Raw genomic sequence first — 14,530 nt, forward strand, 5'->3', positions numbered from 1 at the left:
AGAATCTGGTAAATTTTCGATTGCGCCTCAGCGCAGCTGCGCGAAGCGCACCATGGTGAGCCCTGCCGGCTCGAAGGCGGCAAGCGCGGCATGCTCGATCGGCCGCGTCGCGACGACGGGGTCGAGACCTTTCAGCTCGTCGTCGACGAAGCCGGGATGGCACATCACCAGATGGGCCGGCCCCGGCCGCACCAGGAAGCGCTGGAGATCGGCGCCGAAATCCCGCGCCGGATCGAAGGGGGCGACGCCGGAGAAGCCGCGATTGACGGGGATGCCGCGGCGCAGCGCCGCCCGGCGGAAGCCCAGCGCCAGCCCCGCGATGGTCAGGGCCTTGCCGACCGCGACGCCGCGCGCACGGATCGCCGCCGGCGAATCGGCTGGATCGCGAAGATAGACACGGCCTTCGGAATAGCGGCGCATCACCGCTTCCAGCACGGCGCGGCGCACGCCGGGCAGCACATGCACATGCTGATGACCGTCGACGAAATCGGGCGGACGGCCCAGCCTGTCCTCGAAGGCGTCGAGCTGGCGCGCGATCTCGGCTTCGATCTCGCGACGCGCGACCGGCGAAGTCACACTCGCCCGCGCCAGATCGCGCAGTTTCGGGAATTCGCCGCCGGGCGCCAGCCTCGGCATCGCGCCGAGCGGCGCGGCGCAGGTGAGGTTCAGATGCAGGCCGAGATCGGCCCGTTCCGCCAGCGCTCCGAAGGCGCCCGCGAAATCCCGCCAATGCGGGCGGTTGGTCATCGCGCCGGCGGCAGACAGCTTGCCCGCCTCCAGCAGGGCAAGGATGGAACGGCTGACGCCCGCCGTCATCGCGAAGTCGTCGGCGCATAAAACGAATCCGCTGGCCATCTGTCCTGTTGTCATCCGTTCAGCCGCGATTTGCTAAAGGCCCGCCGGGCTTGTGAGCAAGCAAGGTTTAAGGTTCTGTGCGGGTCGCGTCATCCGGCACGGCCCCTCCGGGGCCGAATGCCGTGCGGGGGGCCCATCGAGAGGTCGATCGCGTGTCCGAATTTTCACCCTCCTCCGCCGCGCCGGCGCCTCGGCACCCGTCCAGCCGGCCGGAGCTCTCGATCGTCGTGCCCGTCCACAACGAGGCCGACAGCCTGCCGCTGCTGGTCGAGCGCCTGAAGCAGGTGCTCGACGGCGCCGTCTCGTCCTGGGAGCTGGTCTGCGTCGACGACGGCAGCCGCGACGGCACGCTTTCGGTGCTGAAGCAGCTCAGCGCCAATGACGGGCGAATCAGTGCCATCTCCTTCAGCCGCAATTTCGGCAAGGAGATCGCCATCGCGGCGGGGCTCGACCATGCGGCCGGCGATGCGGTGGTCATCATGGACGCCGACCTGCAGCATCCGCCGGAAACCATTCCCGCCTTCCTGCAGAAATGGCGCGAGGGCTTCCTCAACGTCTACGGCCAGCGCTCGGACCGCGATGGCGAGAGCGCGCTGAAGCGCAATTTCGCGCGGATGTTTTATCGGCTCTTCGCCCGTTTCGGCGAAACCGAGCTGCCCGAGGGCGCCGGCGACTTCCGCCTGCTCGACCGCAAGGTGGTCGATGCGCTGCGTGCCCTGCCGGAGCGTGCGCGCTTCTCGAAAGGCCTTTATGCCTGGGTCGGCTTCCCCGGGACGGGCGTAACCTTCGATGTCGCCGAGCGCGAGCATGGCGAGACCAAGTTCCGCTACCGAAAGCTGTTCAGCTTCGCCTTCGACGGGCTGTCCTCCTTCTCGACCGTGCCGCTCAAGATCGCGACCTGGGCCGGGGCGGTGATCGCGCTGATCTCGACCTTCACCGCCCTCTACTTCGTCATCCGGACGATGGTCTTCGGCACCGACCTGCCCGGCTTCCCGTCGCTGATCGTCTCGATCATGTTCTTCTCCGGCATCCAGCTGCTCTCGCTCGGGATGATCGGGGAATATGTCGGGCGCATCTTCGCGGAGGTGAAGCGCCGGCCGCTCTATCTGATCGGCGAGCGCGTCGGCTTCGCGGCGCGCACGGTCGATCATCCGCGCGGCGACGCGCTGCCGCCGCTGATCCGGTAGACGGACGCGCCACGATCTGTGATGAAGGCGGCCCGTCCGGGCCTCCGGACCAGGGCACGCCGCCATCCCCATGCTTCGCAACATCCTCTCCGTCGGCAGCTTCACGCTGGTTTCGCGCTTCGCCGGCTTCGCGCGCGACGTCGTGCTGGCCGCGGTGCTGGGCGCGGGCGCGATGATGGACGCGTTCTCGGTGGCGCTGCGCCTGCCGAACCATTTTCGCGCGATCTTCGGCGAGGGCGCCTTCAACCAGGCTTATGTGCCGGCCTATTCGCGCATCCATGAGCGGGAGGGGCCGGAGGTCGCCTCGCTCTTCGCCAACCGGCTGTTCACGCTGCTGCTGATCGTCCAGCTCGTGCTGCTGGCTCTGGCACTGCCCTTCATGCCGCTGATGGTGACGCTGCTGGCGCCGGGCCTGACGAGCGATCCGGCGCGCTTCGAGCTCGCGGTGACGCTGACGCGGATCACCTTCCCCTATCTCCTGTTCGTGACGATGGTCACCTTCCTCGGCGCCACGCTGAGCGCGGTCGACCGCTTCGCGGCCTTTGCGGCGGCGCCGATCCTGCTCAGCATCAGCATCGTCGCGGCGCTGGCGGTCTCCTTCCTGTTCCCGAGCGCCGCCCATGCGGCGGCGTGGGGCGTGGCGCTGGCCGGCATCCTCGAATGGCTGGTGCTCTGGATCGCCGCGCGCCGCGCCGGTGTTTCGGCGCGTCTCGTCCGGCCTCGGATCGACGCCAATATCCGGCAGTTCCTGCGCAAGTTCGGGCCGGCGGTGATCGGCTCCGCCGGCGTGCAGATCGCGCTCTTCGCCGACACCATCATCGCCTCGATGCTGCCGCGCGGCGCCTATGCGGCGCTCTACTATGCCGAGCGGCTCTACCAACTGCCGCTGGGCCTGATCGCGATCGCGGTCGGCACGGTCGCGCTCTCGGCGATGAGCCGGCATATCGCGCGGGGCGACGAGGCCGGCGCCAACCGCGCCCAGAACCAGGCCGTCGCCATCGCGCTCTTCGCCAGCGCGCCCTTCGTCGCGGCCTTCGTCGCCGTGCCGGAGCTCGTCGTCGCCGCCCTGTTCCAGCGCGGCGCCTTCGATGCCCAGGCGAGCGAGGCGGCCGGCATGGTGCTGCTCGCCTATTCGCTCGGTCTGCCGGCGATGGTTCTGGTGCGCACTCAGGTCTCCGCCTTCCAGGCGCGCGGCGACACCACGACGCCGATGATCGTCTCGCTCGCCGCGATCGGAGCCAATCTCGCGCTGAAGCTGCTGCTCTGGCGCGACTGGGGCGCGCAGGGGTTGGCTCTCGCGACGGCGGCCGGGGCGTGGATCAATGTCGGCACGTTGTTCGTGCTGGCGCTGCGGCGCGGGCTGACCGAGCCGCATCCGCGACTGCCGCGCTTCGTCGCGGTGGTCGCCCTGGCCGCAGCGCTGTCGGGCTTCGTCGGCTGGTGGCTGGCGCCGCGGGCGCTCGGCGCGATGGCCTGGGTGCCGTTCGAGCCCCGCCTCGTCGCGCTGACGCTGGTTGCGGCCGCTGCGGCGGTGGCCTATGCGACGGCCGCCGGCCTTGGGCTCAAACTGGCAGGCGTGCTGCGGCTGCTGCGGTAGTCAGGCGAGAAACCCCCTCGCCTTCTCCCCAAGCAGCGTCGCCGCCTCATCGACCATGCGCGTGACGATCTCGCCTGCGGGCGAGACGTTGGCGATCAGACCTGCCGCCTCGCCGAAGACGACGGCCGCGTTCTCGGCATCGCCGGCGGCGAAGGCCGAGCGGAAGGCCGGAGCCTCCTGCTCGATCGAGGCCTCGAGCGCGTCGTCGCGGCCGGCCCAGCGCCGGATGAAGCCGTTATCGGCGACGCGGATGTCGAAGGGTTTCGGCCAGTCGAGCCGGCGGGCGATGTCCGGCAGGGAGCTGCGGACGGTGCCGTCGCCGGTGGCGGCCAGCGCCGCCGCATGGTGTCCGCCATGGACCAGCGCCTCGCGGCTCGCCCAGAAGCGCGTTCCGACGAGGACGCCGTCGGCGCCCAGCATCAGCGACGCCGCGAGCCCGCGCCCGTCGGCGATGCCACCCGCCGCGAGCAGCAGGGTATCGGGGCTCTCGCGGGCGAGCAGGTCCGCCACCTCGGGCACGAAGGGCAGCGTCGCGCGGCGATGGCCGTGGCCCCCTGCCTCACTACCCTGGGCGACGACGATGGCGGCGCCGGCATCGAGCGCTTGCCGGACATGGTCGAGCGACTGGCACTGGCAGATCAGCGGCACCTCCGCCGCGGCGATGTCGGCCGCGAAGGGCCGCGGATCGCCGAAGGAGAGCATCATGGCCGCCGGCCGGTGCGCCAGCGCCGCGGCGAGCAGATGCGGCTGCTTCGCCAGCGACCAGGTGATGAAGCCGCAGCCGATGCGGGTATTGCCGGCCTGCGCGAACTCGTGCTCGAGCCAGGCCCCGTCGCCATAGCCGCCGCCGATCAGCCCGAGTCCGCCGGCCCGCGTCACCGCGGCGGCGAGCGCCCCGCCTGCCGCCAGCGCCATCGGCGCCGACAGGATGGGATGCTCGATGCCGAGCTGCCGTGTCAGGCGGGTCGCAAGCCGGGCCATCTGCTTCGGGCCTCCGCGTTTCGGGCGTTCGCGCCTCAGGCCTTCGTGCTCTTGGCGAAGTCCATGTAGAGCTCGCGCGCCTTGCGGTAGAGCGGGCCGGGCTGGAGCTGGCGGCCGTCGATGCGACCGACCGGCACGACCTTCGAGTAGTTGCCCGAGGAGAAGATCTCGTCGGCCTGCTCGAAATCGCCGTAGCGCAGGCTCGTCTCCTCGACCGCGACGCCGCTCTCGCGCAGCAGCTTGATCACGCGCTGGCGGGTGATGCCGTTCAGGAAGGTCCCGTTCGGCACCGGCGTCTTCACCACGCCGTCCTTGACGAGGAAGATGTTCGAGGTCGCGGTCTCGGCGACGTTCCCCTGCATGTCGAGCACCAGCGCGTTGTCGAAACCGGCGGCCTTGGCGGCGCGCAGCGTGCGGGCATTGTTGGGATAGAGGCAGCCGGCCTTGGCGTCGGTCGGAGCGGTCTCGAAGGTCGGGCGGCGGAAGGCGCCCTGCGTAACCGCCATGCCGGCGCCGGGCTCGCCCATCGGCGCCTCGAACAGGCAAAGCGCGAAGCGGGTCGATTCCGCGTCGGGGATGATGGTCGAGACGCCGTCGGCCTCGGCCCAGTACATCGGCTTGACGTAGAGGGCGACGTCGCCGCTGAACTTCTTGATGCCCTCGCGGGCTTTCGCGACGATCTCCTCGGCGCCGACCGTCGGGTTCAGCCCGAGCGCCGTGGCCGAGCGGTTCACGCGGGCGGCGTGCAGGTCTAGATCGGGTGCGACGCCGTCGAACCAGCGGGCGCCGTCGAAGACGGTCGAGCCCTGCCAGGAGGCGTGGCTGCGCGGACCGATGAAGGGCGGGTTGCCCTCGAGCCACTCGCCCTCGTACCAGGTCCATGTCTGCGAATACCAGGCCATTCCAAGCTCCGATCGATTGCTGAAGTGCCAGAGCACCGCTTCTGCGAAAATCGGTTCCCGCTTTTTCGCGCGATGCTCCAACGGTCGTTGATGGGCGCCACCGTCTGCCCCGCGCCCTTCTTCGTCAACAGACAGACCCGCATGGCGCAATGACGGGATGTGATGGAAGCGATCGGTCGGCGTGATGGATCAGAAGCCGAGCGCGCGCAGGCCCGCGATGGCGCTCATGCCGACGACGAGCGCAAGCAGCTCGTTGCGGCGCAGCACCATGCTGCCGATCGCCGCCAGCAGCGCGACCGCGGCCGCCGGGCCGAGACGCTCGATCAGCGGCAGCACCGTCGCCGCAATGATGCATCCGGGCAGCGCGGCGAGGCCCCGCCGGACATGCGGCGTCAGGGGGATGAAGCCCATCAGCACCACGCCGGAGATGCGGCAGAGATAGGTCGCCACCGTCATCGCCGCGATAGCGAGGATCGCGCCCCAGGCGCCGGGATCAGGCAGCGTCATCGCGGAAAGCTCCGACGAGCGCGCCCGAGAGCGCCCCCACGATGATGAAGGCGTAGCCCTCGAAGAGCTTCGCCGTGACGAGCGCAACGAGGCCGGCCACGACCCAGGGCAGCGCGGCGCGCCGGCCGCGCCAGAGCGGCACGATCATCGCTGCGAAGAAGATCGGCATGACGAGGTCGAGGCCGTATCGGCGCGGATCGGAGACCAGCGCGCCGGCGAGATGGCCCGCCACCGTCGCGATCAGCCAGACGACCCAGAGCGCGAGGCCGGACCCGATCAGGACGCCGAGATCGCGCCCGCCCTCCGCCCGGTAACGCGTGCCGATGACCCAGCTCGCATCGGTGAAGAGAAAGAGGTGGGCTGCGTTGAGCGTCTTCGGATAGGCAGCGAACCAGGGTTGGAGCGAGGCCCCCTGCAGGACCATGCGGGCATTGACGGTGGCCGTGACGACGGCAAGCCCTGCAATGGCGCCCCAGCTCCATTCCGGCCGCCACAGTTCCATCGCGACGAGTTGGGCGACGCCGGCATAGACCGTCGCGCTCATCAGCGCCGTCTCGAATAGGCTCAAGCCCTTGCCGGCGGCGGCGGCGCCGAACGCCACGGCGAAGACCACGACGCCCGGCATCAGGACCGCGACCTTGCGGGCCCCGAGCAACATGCCGGCTCCCGTCATTGGAGCCGCAGCCTTTCCCATGAAATCCTCCCATCGCCCGGTTCCGGGCGCAATCCCCTGCTTCTTCCAAGGACGAAGCCCGCCCGAGGTCAACGGCCCGCCGCGACGAGGCCGCATGAGCCTGACACAGGGCGGGACGAGCTGTGGCGGGATCGGCCCCCAGATCGCCCTGGACCTCGCTGGATCGCATCATGCGCCGTCATTGCGCGCGCAAGCGAAGCAATCCAGGAGGGCGTAGAGCGCGCCACCGCTGGATTGCTTCGTCGCTGACGCTTCTCGCAATGACGGGATCGGCGTTTCAACGCGGCCCGGAACTGCTTAGCCTGAAGCGATGATCTGGCTCGACTCTCACCATGCCGCCGCGGCAACGCTTCCTGCTGGGTGGCTGATCGCGACCGGCGCCCGGCCGGCCAATCTGGCGGAACGATCGCAGCTCAGGCGCGAGACGGCGCGCCGCATCCTCGCGCGGCAGCTCGCAACGACACCCGACGAGATCACGATCACGCATGAGGAGGCGGGACGCCCGCTGCTCGCGGGGGCCACTGGGCGCGGTTTGCACATCTCGCTGGCGACGCGGGCCGGGGTGGTCGCGGTGGCCTTGGCGCCGCAGCCGGTGGGCATCGATGTCGAGCGCGTCGATCCGGCAGCCGAGCCGCCTTACGCGACGCTCCACCCCGACGAGGCCGCGCTGCTACGGGCGCTTGACGCCGACGAACGGCCGCTCGCCTTCGCACGGCTCTGGGCCGCCAAGGAGGCTTATGTGAAGGCGCTCGGCACCGGCTTTCTGCGCGCTCCGGAGAGCTTCGCGGTCAGACTCGTTTCCGCCGAAGGCTTCCGCGTTGAAGACCCGGCCGGAGGTCGGACGGCGAGCGGAATCCTGCGTCTATACGAAAACGGCGGCCAGGAGATCCTGGCCGCCGCGATGGCGTTGCTCGACTGAGGGCAGAGCACGTGCCGATCAGGTTGATCCAGCCTGATCGGATCCCGCTCTCAGCCTCAGCCCGGCTGGTCCACGGGCTTCTTCTTGAGGAAGTAGGCCACGGCGCAGACGAAGGCCGCTCCGATCACGGCAGCGCCGTAATAGACCGTCTTGTCGGTCGCGAGACCGGCCGGATGGGTATCCGTGACAGGCACGGTGACGACCCAGCTCGGCAGCACGGTCTGGAACCACTGCAGGACGGCGATGTCCGAGACCAGCATCTCGCCGGCGATCCAGCCGAGCAGACCCGCACCGAACCAAATGAGGATCGGGAAGCGCTCCAGCACCTTCGACAGCATGTTGGCGCCGAAGATGATCAGCGGGATGGTGAGCAGCAGGCCGAAGACGAAGAGCTCGAAATGGCCGCGCGCCGCCGCCGCAATGGCGAGCACGTTGTCGAGGCTCATCACCGCATCGGCGATGGCGATGGTGCGGACTGCCTTCCAGAGATTGTCGCTGGCGGCGATGTCGCTATGCGATTCCTCCTCGCCCTTGGCGAGCTTGATCGCGATCCAGAACAGCAGCAGCGCGCCGACCACCTTCAGGAACGGGATGTTCAGCAGGTAGGACACGATGATCGCAAAGAAGATGCGCAGCGCGACGGCGGCGCCGCAGCCGAGCCAGATGCCGACCTTGCGCTGCTTCTCCGGCAGCGAGCGCACCGCCATCGCGATGACGATCGCGTTGTCGCCGGACAGCAGCAGGTCGATCCAGATGATCTGGAGCAACGAGACCCAGAAGGTTGAGGATGAGAAATCCATGTGTCGGTCAGTCCCTTTTCGTGACGGGGCCGGTTCTGGCCGGCGCAATCCCAGAATTTCAGGCGGTAGGCAAGAGGTAGGCGGAAATCCGCGGTGCGTTTCGTCAGAGCGCCTGCTCGACGGCCTTGCCGGCGGCCTCGGTGCCGAGCGAACCGCCGAGGTCGCGGGTGCGGGTGCGGGCATCGCCCAGCGCGCGCTCGATCGCGGCCTCGATCCCCTTGGCGGCTTCGGTCTCGCCGAGATGGTCGAGCATCATCGCCGCCGACCAGATCTGGCCGATCGGATTGGCGATGCCCTGGCCGGCGATGTCCGGTGCCGAGCCGTGGACCGGCTCGAACAGGGACGGAAAGTCCCCGGTCGGGTTGATGTTCCCCGAGGGCGCGATGCCGATCGTGCCGGTGCAGGCCGGGCCGAGGTCGGAGAGGATGTCGCCGAAGAGGTTGGAGGCGACGACCACGTCGAAACGGTCCGGGTTCAGCACGAAATGCGCGGTCAGGATGTCGATATGGTACTGGTCGACCGTAACGTCGGGATAGCTCTTCGCCATCTCCTTCACGCGCTCGTCCCAGTAAGGCATCGTGATGGCGATGCCGTTCGACTTGGTCGCCGAGGTCAGCTTCTTGCGCGGACGGCGCTGCGCCAGCTCGAACGCGTATTTCAGCACGCGGTCGACGCCGACGCGGCTCATCACCGTCTCCTGCATGACGATCTCGCGCTCGGTACCGGCGAACATCCGGCCGCCGACAGAGGAATACTCGCCCTCGGTGTTCTCGCGCACGACGAAGAAGTCGATGTCGCCGGGCTTGCGGCCGGCGAGCGGACCGGGAACGCCCGGCATCAGCCGCACGGGGCGCAGGTTGACGTACTGGTCGAATTCGCGCCGGAAGAGCAGCAGCGAGCCCCAGAGCGAGATGTGGTCCGGCACCTGGGCGGGCATGCCGACCGCGCCGAAGAAGATCGCGTCATGGCCGCCGATCTTGTCCTTCCAGTCGTCGGGCAGCATCTTGCCGTGCTTGGCGTAGTAGTCGCAGGACGAGAAATCGAACTCGTCCAGGCGCAGCTCGAAGCCATACTTCCTGGAAGCCGCCTCGAGGATGCGCAGCCCCTCCGGCATGACCTCTTTGCCAATGCCGTCACCGGCGATGGCGGCGATGCGGTAGACGCGGTTGGTCCGGCTCATGACTGCTCTCCGAAGAATGCGGTGAATTCGGCTGCGACGAGATCGGGGATCTCCTCGGCCAGATAATGCCCGCCCGGAAGGGCCCGGCCTTGGACGTTCTCGGCGCGCAGGCGCCAGAGCGCCAGCGGGTCGAAGCACTTGCCGATGATGCCGTTGGCGCCCCAGAGCGCCAGCAGGGGCTGCGCCAGCTTGCGCCCGCCATCAGCGTCGTCATGGCGGATATCGATCGTGGCGGCGGCGCGATAATCCTCGCAGGACCCGTGGATCGCCGCCGGATCGGCGAAGCAGCGCAGGTAATGGTCGAGCGCCTCGGGCGCGAAAGGCGAAAGCCCGGCCGAACCCGCGCCGCATTTCTTCCGCCAGTAGCCTTCCGGATCCGCGCCGATCATCCGCTCCGGGAACGGCGCGGGCTGGATCAGGAAGAACCAGTGCCAATAGGCGCGGGCGAAGGCGTCGGTCGTGTTCGCGTACATCTCGCGCGTCGGCGCGATGTCCAGCGTGGCGAGGCGTGTCACCCGAGCTTCATGGTCGAGCGCGAGGCGATGAGCGACACGGGCACCGCGGTCATGCGAGCCGACCATGAAGCGCTCATGCCCGAGCGCGCTCATTACCTGCGCCATATCGAGCGCCATGGCGCGCTTCGAATAGGGGAAATGCTCGGCATCGCTCGGCGGCTTGTCGCTGTCGCCATAGCCGCGCAGATCGGCGCAGACGAGGGTGAAGCGGTCCTTCAGCAGCCCGGCTACCTTATGCCAGAGCGCATGCGTCTGCGGGTAGCCGTGCAGCAGCAGCAATGGCGGCCCCTCCCCGCCCGTCCGCACGCGGATGCGCGCACCCGACGTCGCGACGTCGAGCAGGCGAAAGCCGGGGAAGAGGCTGTCCCTGACGGGGATTTCTGTGATGGACATGAACTGTCGGAGGCTGGGGAACGAGTGCGCTTAACCCGAAATGCGGGCGATTGCCTGCACGGATTATTACACAATTCACATCAATAAAATGCTGCATCGCAGCAACAATGCGACAACGAGCGCAGTTCTCCCGAGCCCGCATGCTGTGGGAGAGCCGCGCTTGGGGCAATGCCGCTCGGCGAAGCCATCAGGATGGACCGCGGGCTTTCCGCCCTACCCTAGCCCCCAACTGGGGAGGGCATAACCGCCACGTTCCGATTGTCTTCGCGACTATCCCCGCAGCGCCGCACCGTAGCGCTTGGCCATCTCCGCCACGATCTTGGCACCGACGGCCTCGATCTCGGCTTCCGTCAGCGTCTTCTCGACCGGCTGGAGCGTGACGGCCAGCGCGACCGACTTCTTGCCGGCCTCGACGCCCTGCCCTTCATAAAGATCGAAGACCGAGACTTCGGAAATCAGGGCGCGGTCGGTGTTCTGGGCCGACTTGACCATCTCGCCGGCGGCGGTGGCCTTGTCGACGATGAAGGCGAAGTCGCGCGTCACCGGCTGGAAACCGGAGAGGACGAGCTTCGGCTTGACCTTGGTCGGCTTGGATTTCGGCAGCGGCAGCGCATCGAGATGGATCTCGAAGGCGACCAGCGGGCCCTTGACGTCGAGCGCCTTGAGCACGCGCGGATGGACCTCGCCGAAGGCGCCGATGACGACCTTCGGGCCGAAGCGCAAAGTGGCGGAGCGGCCGGGGTGGGCCCAATCCGGCCCGCCTGGCACGACCTGCAGCCCGCCGACAGGCACGCCGAGCCCGGCGAGCAGCGCCATCACGTCGGCCTTGGCGTCGAAAGCATCGACGGCTTTTGCCGCGCCGTCCCAGTGGCGGCCGGCGCCTTCGAGGCGCGCGGTGCCGCGGCGCAGGCCGGCGGCGGCCATCAGCTGGCCCTCCGGCTGGTCGCTCTGGAAGACCTGGCCGACCTCGAACAGCGCGACATCGCCGAAGCCGCGATCGGCATTGGCCTGCGATGAGCGGATCAGACCCGGCAGCAGCGAGGGCCGCATGTCGGAGAGGTCGGCCGCGATCGGGTTGGCGAGAGCGAGCGCAGGAGAGCCGCCGCCAAAGAGCGTCGCCGCATCCTGCGAGATGAAGGACCACGTCACCGACTCGACCATGCCGCGGCTGGCGAGCAGGCGCTTGGCGCCGCGGGTGCGCTTCTGCAGCACGGTCAGGACGGGCTTGGGGACCTCGCCCTTGATGCGCGGCAGCGGAGTCGAGGCGACGCGGTCGAGCCCGGCGATGCGCAGGATCTCCTCGACGAGGTCTGCCTTGCCGGCGACTTCGGCGCGCCAGGACGGCGGGGCGACCTTGACGCGCTCACCCGCGCCCGAGACGTGGAAGCCGAGCGAGGTCAAGGCGAGCTTCATCTCGGCCTCCGGCAGTTCCAGGCCGGTCAGGCGCTTGACCTCGGACCAAGGGAAGTCGATGGCGCGCGGGCTCTCGGGCAGTGCGCCAGCGAAGACCATCTCGGAGGCCTCACCGCCGCAGAGCTCGACGATCATCGCGGTCGCGAGATCGAGGCCCGGCCGGCAGAAATCGGGATCGACGCCGCGCTCGAAGCGGTAGCGCGCATCCGAGGTGATGCCGAGGGCGCGGCCGGAGCGGGCGATGTTCAGCGGGTCCCAGAGCGCGCTCTCGACCAGCACGTCGGTGGTGCCCTCGTCGCAGCCCGAGGCCTCGCCGCCCATGATGCCGGCGAGCGACTCGACGCCGTTCTCGTCGGCGATGACGACCTGCTCGTCGGTCAGCTCATAGGTCTTGCCGTCGAGGGCGAGGATGCTCTCCCCCGCTTTGGCGCGGCGGACGACGAGATCGCCCTTGACCTTGGCCGCGTCGAAGACGTGCAGCGGGCGGCTGCGGTCGAGCGTCATGAAATTGGTGATGTCGACCAGCACGTTGATGGGGCGCAGGCCGACCGCGCGCAGCCGCGCCTGCAGCCATTCGGGCGAAGGGCCGTTCCTGACGCCGCGGACCAGCCTGAGCGCGAAGGCCGGGCAGAGCGCCTTGTCCTCGGGTGCGAAGTCGAGCTTCACGTCCACCGGGCACGGGAAGGCACCGCGCAGCGGTGCCACCGCCGGCGTCTTCAGCGTGCCGAGATCGGCGGCGGCAAGGTCGCGGGCGATGCCGGAGAGGCCCAGCGCATCGGCGCGGTTCGGCGTCACCGCGATCTCGATGACGGGGTCGCCGAGCCCGGCATAGGCGGCGTAAGGCTGTCCGACCGGCGCGTCCTCGGGCAGGTCGATGATGCCGTCATGATCCTCGGAGAGCTGCAGCTCGGCGGCCGAGCAGAGCATGCCGTTGGATTCGACGCCGCGGATCACGCCCTTGCCGAGCGTCATGTCCTTGCCGGGGATATAGGTGCCGGGCGGGGAGAAGACGCTCTTCATGCCGGTACGGGCATTGGGCGCGCCGCAGACCACCTGGACGGGCTCGCCCGCGCCGGTATCGACCATGCAGACGCGCAAGCGATCGGCATTGGGATGCTGCTTGGCCTCGATGACATAGGCGATGGTGAAGGGCGCGAGCGCCTTGGCCTTGTCCTCGACGCCCTCGACCTCGAGCCCGACGCGGGTCAGGGTCTCGGCGATGGCATCGACCGAAGCGTCGGTCTCGAGATGGTCCTTGAGCCAGGAGAGCGTGAACTTCATTCTTCCGTTTCCATCGCAGGAAGCGCTCTCACAGGGCGGAAGCGCTCGCAGATCAAATGCATGTCGCGGCCAGGTGCCGGCAGGGCGGCGAGACGATCAACCGCCATCGCGTGCGACCTTGTTCGTGACCGCCGGTACGGCATCGTTCAGCGCGTTTTCGCCATCGATGCGAATCTTCATGGCGTTACCGCGCCAGCTGACGTCGCCGCCGACGAAGGCATAGGCCCAGATGCCGGGAAAGGCGATGTCGCGCACCAGCAGCGCGATCGGCGTGCGCCAGCTGACGAACCAGCCGACCGCAACCGAAAGCACGATCTCGCCGGCATACCAGGGCAGCAGCACCATCAGCGCGCCAAGCAGCGGCGAGAGACCGAAGGCCGGCGCTGCGAAGGCCGCCGCGATCACCGCCGGCAGCGGGCCCGACAGGATTTCCGGCAGGAAGAAGGGCAGGAAGGTGACGCGGCGCAGCCGCGCCCAGCGGAACTGGCGCTGTACGACGTCGCGCAGGCGGCGCGCGCCGAGCGGCTGCTCGAAGGGCTGGCCGACCAGATGGACATGCTTGCCGGCCCCGCGCACCAGCTTGGTCGCGGCCGCATCCTCGGCGATCTCGGCGCCGAGCGCGGCGATGCCGCCATTGGCGTCGAGGAAGGGTTTGTTCCAGAGCATCGACTTGCCCTGCGCGAAGCCCAGGCCCACGGCCTCGGCCGTATATTGCCAGCGCGCCTGGAACGGATTGAGGAAGGCGCACTCCACCTCCGCCCCGAAGCAGAACGGCCGCGAGCCCGCCGGCGTCGAGCAGACGAGGCCGCTCTCGGGCCGCCAGGCGGCCAGCATGCGCTGGATGTAGTCCTTCGGCATCAGCACGTTGGAATCGGCGAGAATGACCCAGTCGGTCTTCGCCGCCTCCCAGCCGCGGACGCAGTTGTTGAGCTTGGGATTGGCGCTGACGGCGACATCGCCGACGATCAGGCGGACCTTGTCGGCGCCATATTGCGCGATCAGCTCCTCGACCAGCGGGATGATCGGGTCGTCGGCATCGGCGACGCAGAAGATCGTGGAATAATGCGGATAATCGAGTTCCAGCCCCGAGATCGCGGTCTCGCGGCTGAAGGCCTCGATGCCGCGCACCGGCCGCACGATCGTCACCGCCGGCAGCGCGGCGAGCAGCGCCGAGCGCTCCAGCGGCTTGCGCAGGCGCCACAGCGCGATCGCCTGGCTGACCAGATTGGTTGCGGTCAGCGCGCCTGCGAAGAGTGCAGCCCAGCCCGCGGGCGTCATCACGCTGTCCCCTGCCCTGCCCGCTTGG

At 68.8% G+C, this 14,530-nt stretch carries 13 protein-coding genes; 3 read left to right on the plus strand and 10 right to left on the minus strand.

Translation table 11 applies throughout. From position 1 onward, the window contains the following. Positions 1-27: 27 nt before the first annotated feature. The gene (locus tag ASE63_RS01740; RefSeq protein WP_056795518.1) at positions 28-855 is read right to left on the minus strand and encodes a ChbG/HpnK family deacetylase; all 828 of its coding nucleotides are present in this window, start codon (positions 853-855) and stop codon (positions 28-30) included. 152 nt (positions 856-1,007) lie between these two features. Between ASE63_RS01740 and ASE63_RS01745 the strand changes: the two genes are divergently transcribed. Further along, positions 1,008-2,042 (plus strand): glycosyltransferase family 2 protein, encoded by a 1,035-nt coding sequence (locus ASE63_RS01745; protein WP_056795521.1) that lies wholly within the window; start codon positions 1,008-1,010, stop codon positions 2,040-2,042. A 70-nt stretch (positions 2,043-2,112) separates the two neighbouring features. Then, positions 2,113-3,639 carry a murein biosynthesis integral membrane protein MurJ gene (gene murJ / locus ASE63_RS01750; RefSeq protein WP_056795524.1) on the plus strand — a complete coding sequence of 509 codons (1,527 nt, stop codon included), beginning with the start codon at positions 2,113-2,115 and terminating at the stop codon, positions 3,637-3,639. Here murJ and ASE63_RS01755 read toward each other — a convergent pair whose 3' ends face one another. The 4 genes from ASE63_RS01755 to ASE63_RS01770 all read right to left on the minus strand — a co-directional run bounded on the left by ASE63_RS01755 (position 3,640) and on the right by ASE63_RS01770 (position 6,687). Continuing rightward, positions 3,640-4,620 (minus strand): nitronate monooxygenase, encoded by a 981-nt coding sequence (locus ASE63_RS01755; protein WP_056795527.1) that lies wholly within the window; start codon positions 4,618-4,620, stop codon positions 3,640-3,642. 35 nt (positions 4,621-4,655) lie between these two features. Then, entirely contained in the window at positions 4,656-5,522 is an 867-nt protein-coding gene (locus tag ASE63_RS01760) for a branched-chain amino acid aminotransferase (protein WP_056795532.1), read from the minus strand. A gap of 189 nt (positions 5,523-5,711) precedes the next feature. Then, complete coding sequence (locus ASE63_RS01765) at positions 5,712-6,029, minus strand: AzlD domain-containing protein (RefSeq protein WP_056795535.1); 318 nt, start codon at positions 6,027-6,029, stop codon at positions 5,712-5,714. Continuing rightward, positions 6,016-6,687 carry an AzlC family ABC transporter permease gene (locus ASE63_RS01770; protein ID WP_244491236.1) on the minus strand — a complete coding sequence of 224 codons (672 nt, stop codon included), beginning with the start codon at positions 6,685-6,687 and terminating at the stop codon, positions 6,016-6,018. Before ASE63_RS01770 ends, ASE63_RS01765 begins: the two co-directional genes overlap by 14 nt. Before the next feature lie 346 nt (positions 6,688-7,033). On the opposite strand from ASE63_RS01770, the gene ASE63_RS01775 reads away from it, so the two are divergent. Next, entirely contained in the window at positions 7,034-7,642 is a 609-nt protein-coding gene (locus ASE63_RS01775) for a 4'-phosphopantetheinyl transferase superfamily protein (protein ID WP_056795540.1), read from the plus strand. 56 nt (positions 7,643-7,698) lie between these two features. Here the strand turns inward: ASE63_RS01775 and ASE63_RS01780 are convergent, their stop codons facing one another. From ASE63_RS01780 to ASE63_RS01800, 5 genes are all read right to left on the minus strand, one after another. Next, positions 7,699-8,442: a TerC family protein gene (locus ASE63_RS01780; RefSeq protein WP_056795543.1), complete on the minus strand. Its 744-nt coding sequence runs from the start codon at positions 8,440-8,442 to the stop codon at positions 7,699-7,701. A gap of 103 nt (positions 8,443-8,545) precedes the next feature. Further along, the gene (locus ASE63_RS01785) at positions 8,546-9,622 is read right to left on the minus strand and encodes a tartrate dehydrogenase (protein ID WP_056795545.1); all 1,077 of its coding nucleotides are present in this window, start codon (positions 9,620-9,622) and stop codon (positions 8,546-8,548) included. Next, positions 9,619-10,530, minus strand: a complete 912-nt coding sequence (locus tag ASE63_RS01790; protein ID WP_082609562.1) for an alpha/beta hydrolase — start codon at positions 10,528-10,530, stop codon at positions 9,619-9,621. Before ASE63_RS01790 ends, ASE63_RS01785 begins: the two co-directional genes overlap by 4 nt. A gap of 270 nt (positions 10,531-10,800) precedes the next feature. Further along, positions 10,801-13,224 carry a phenylalanine--tRNA ligase subunit beta gene (pheT, locus tag ASE63_RS01795; RefSeq protein ID WP_056795549.1) on the minus strand — a complete coding sequence of 808 codons (2,424 nt, stop codon included), beginning with the start codon at positions 13,222-13,224 and terminating at the stop codon, positions 10,801-10,803. A gap of 96 nt (positions 13,225-13,320) precedes the next feature. Next, a complete protein-coding gene (locus tag ASE63_RS01800) occupies positions 13,321-14,502 on the minus strand; it encodes a ceramide glucosyltransferase (RefSeq protein ID WP_082609563.1) in 1,182 nt (393 codons plus the stop codon). Between the last annotated feature and the right edge of the window lie 28 nt (positions 14,503-14,530).

It is taken from the genome of Allobosea sp. Root381, from assembly GCF_001429395.1.
In the GTDB taxonomy this organism is placed as follows: Bacteria; Pseudomonadota; Alphaproteobacteria; order Rhizobiales; family Beijerinckiaceae; genus Allobosea.

What these genes read in the sequence shown, in the direction of transcription:
- ASE63_RS01740 (WP_056795518.1), bottom strand. Translation starts at nt 855, where the DNA reads ATGGCCAGCGGATTCGTTTTATGCGCCGACGACTTCGCGATGACGGCG.
- ASE63_RS01790 (WP_082609562.1), bottom strand. Translation starts at nt 10,530, where the DNA reads ATGTCCATCACAGAAATCCCCGTCAGGGACAGCCTCTTCCCCGGCTTT.
- ASE63_RS01770 (WP_244491236.1), bottom strand. Translation starts at nt 6,687, where the DNA reads ATGTTGCTCGGGGCCCGCAAGGTCGCGGTCCTGATGCCGGGCGTCGTG.
- ASE63_RS01765 (WP_056795535.1), bottom strand. Translation starts at nt 6,029, where the DNA reads ATGACGCTGCCTGATCCCGGCGCCTGGGGCGCGATCCTCGCTATCGCG.
- ASE63_RS01780 (WP_056795543.1), bottom strand. Translation starts at nt 8,442, where the DNA reads ATGGATTTCTCATCCTCAACCTTCTGGGTCTCGTTGCTCCAGATCATC.
- ASE63_RS01760 (WP_056795532.1), bottom strand. Translation starts at nt 5,522, where the DNA reads ATGGCCTGGTATTCGCAGACATGGACCTGGTACGAGGGCGAGTGGCTC.
- murJ (WP_056795524.1), top strand. Translation starts at nt 2,113, where the DNA reads ATGCTTCGCAACATCCTCTCCGTCGGCAGCTTCACGCTGGTTTCGCGC.
- ASE63_RS01755 (WP_056795527.1), bottom strand. Translation starts at nt 4,620, where the DNA reads ATGGCCCGGCTTGCGACCCGCCTGACACGGCAGCTCGGCATCGAGCAT.
- ASE63_RS01800 (WP_082609563.1), bottom strand. Translation starts at nt 14,502, where the DNA reads ATGACGCCCGCGGGCTGGGCTGCACTCTTCGCAGGCGCGCTGACCGCA.
- ASE63_RS01775 (WP_056795540.1), top strand. Translation starts at nt 7,034, where the DNA reads ATGATCTGGCTCGACTCTCACCATGCCGCCGCGGCAACGCTTCCTGCT.
- ASE63_RS01785 (WP_056795545.1), bottom strand. Translation starts at nt 9,622, where the DNA reads ATGAGCCGGACCAACCGCGTCTACCGCATCGCCGCCATCGCCGGTGAC.
- pheT (WP_056795549.1), bottom strand. Translation starts at nt 13,224, where the DNA reads ATGAAGTTCACGCTCTCCTGGCTCAAGGACCATCTCGAGACCGACGCT.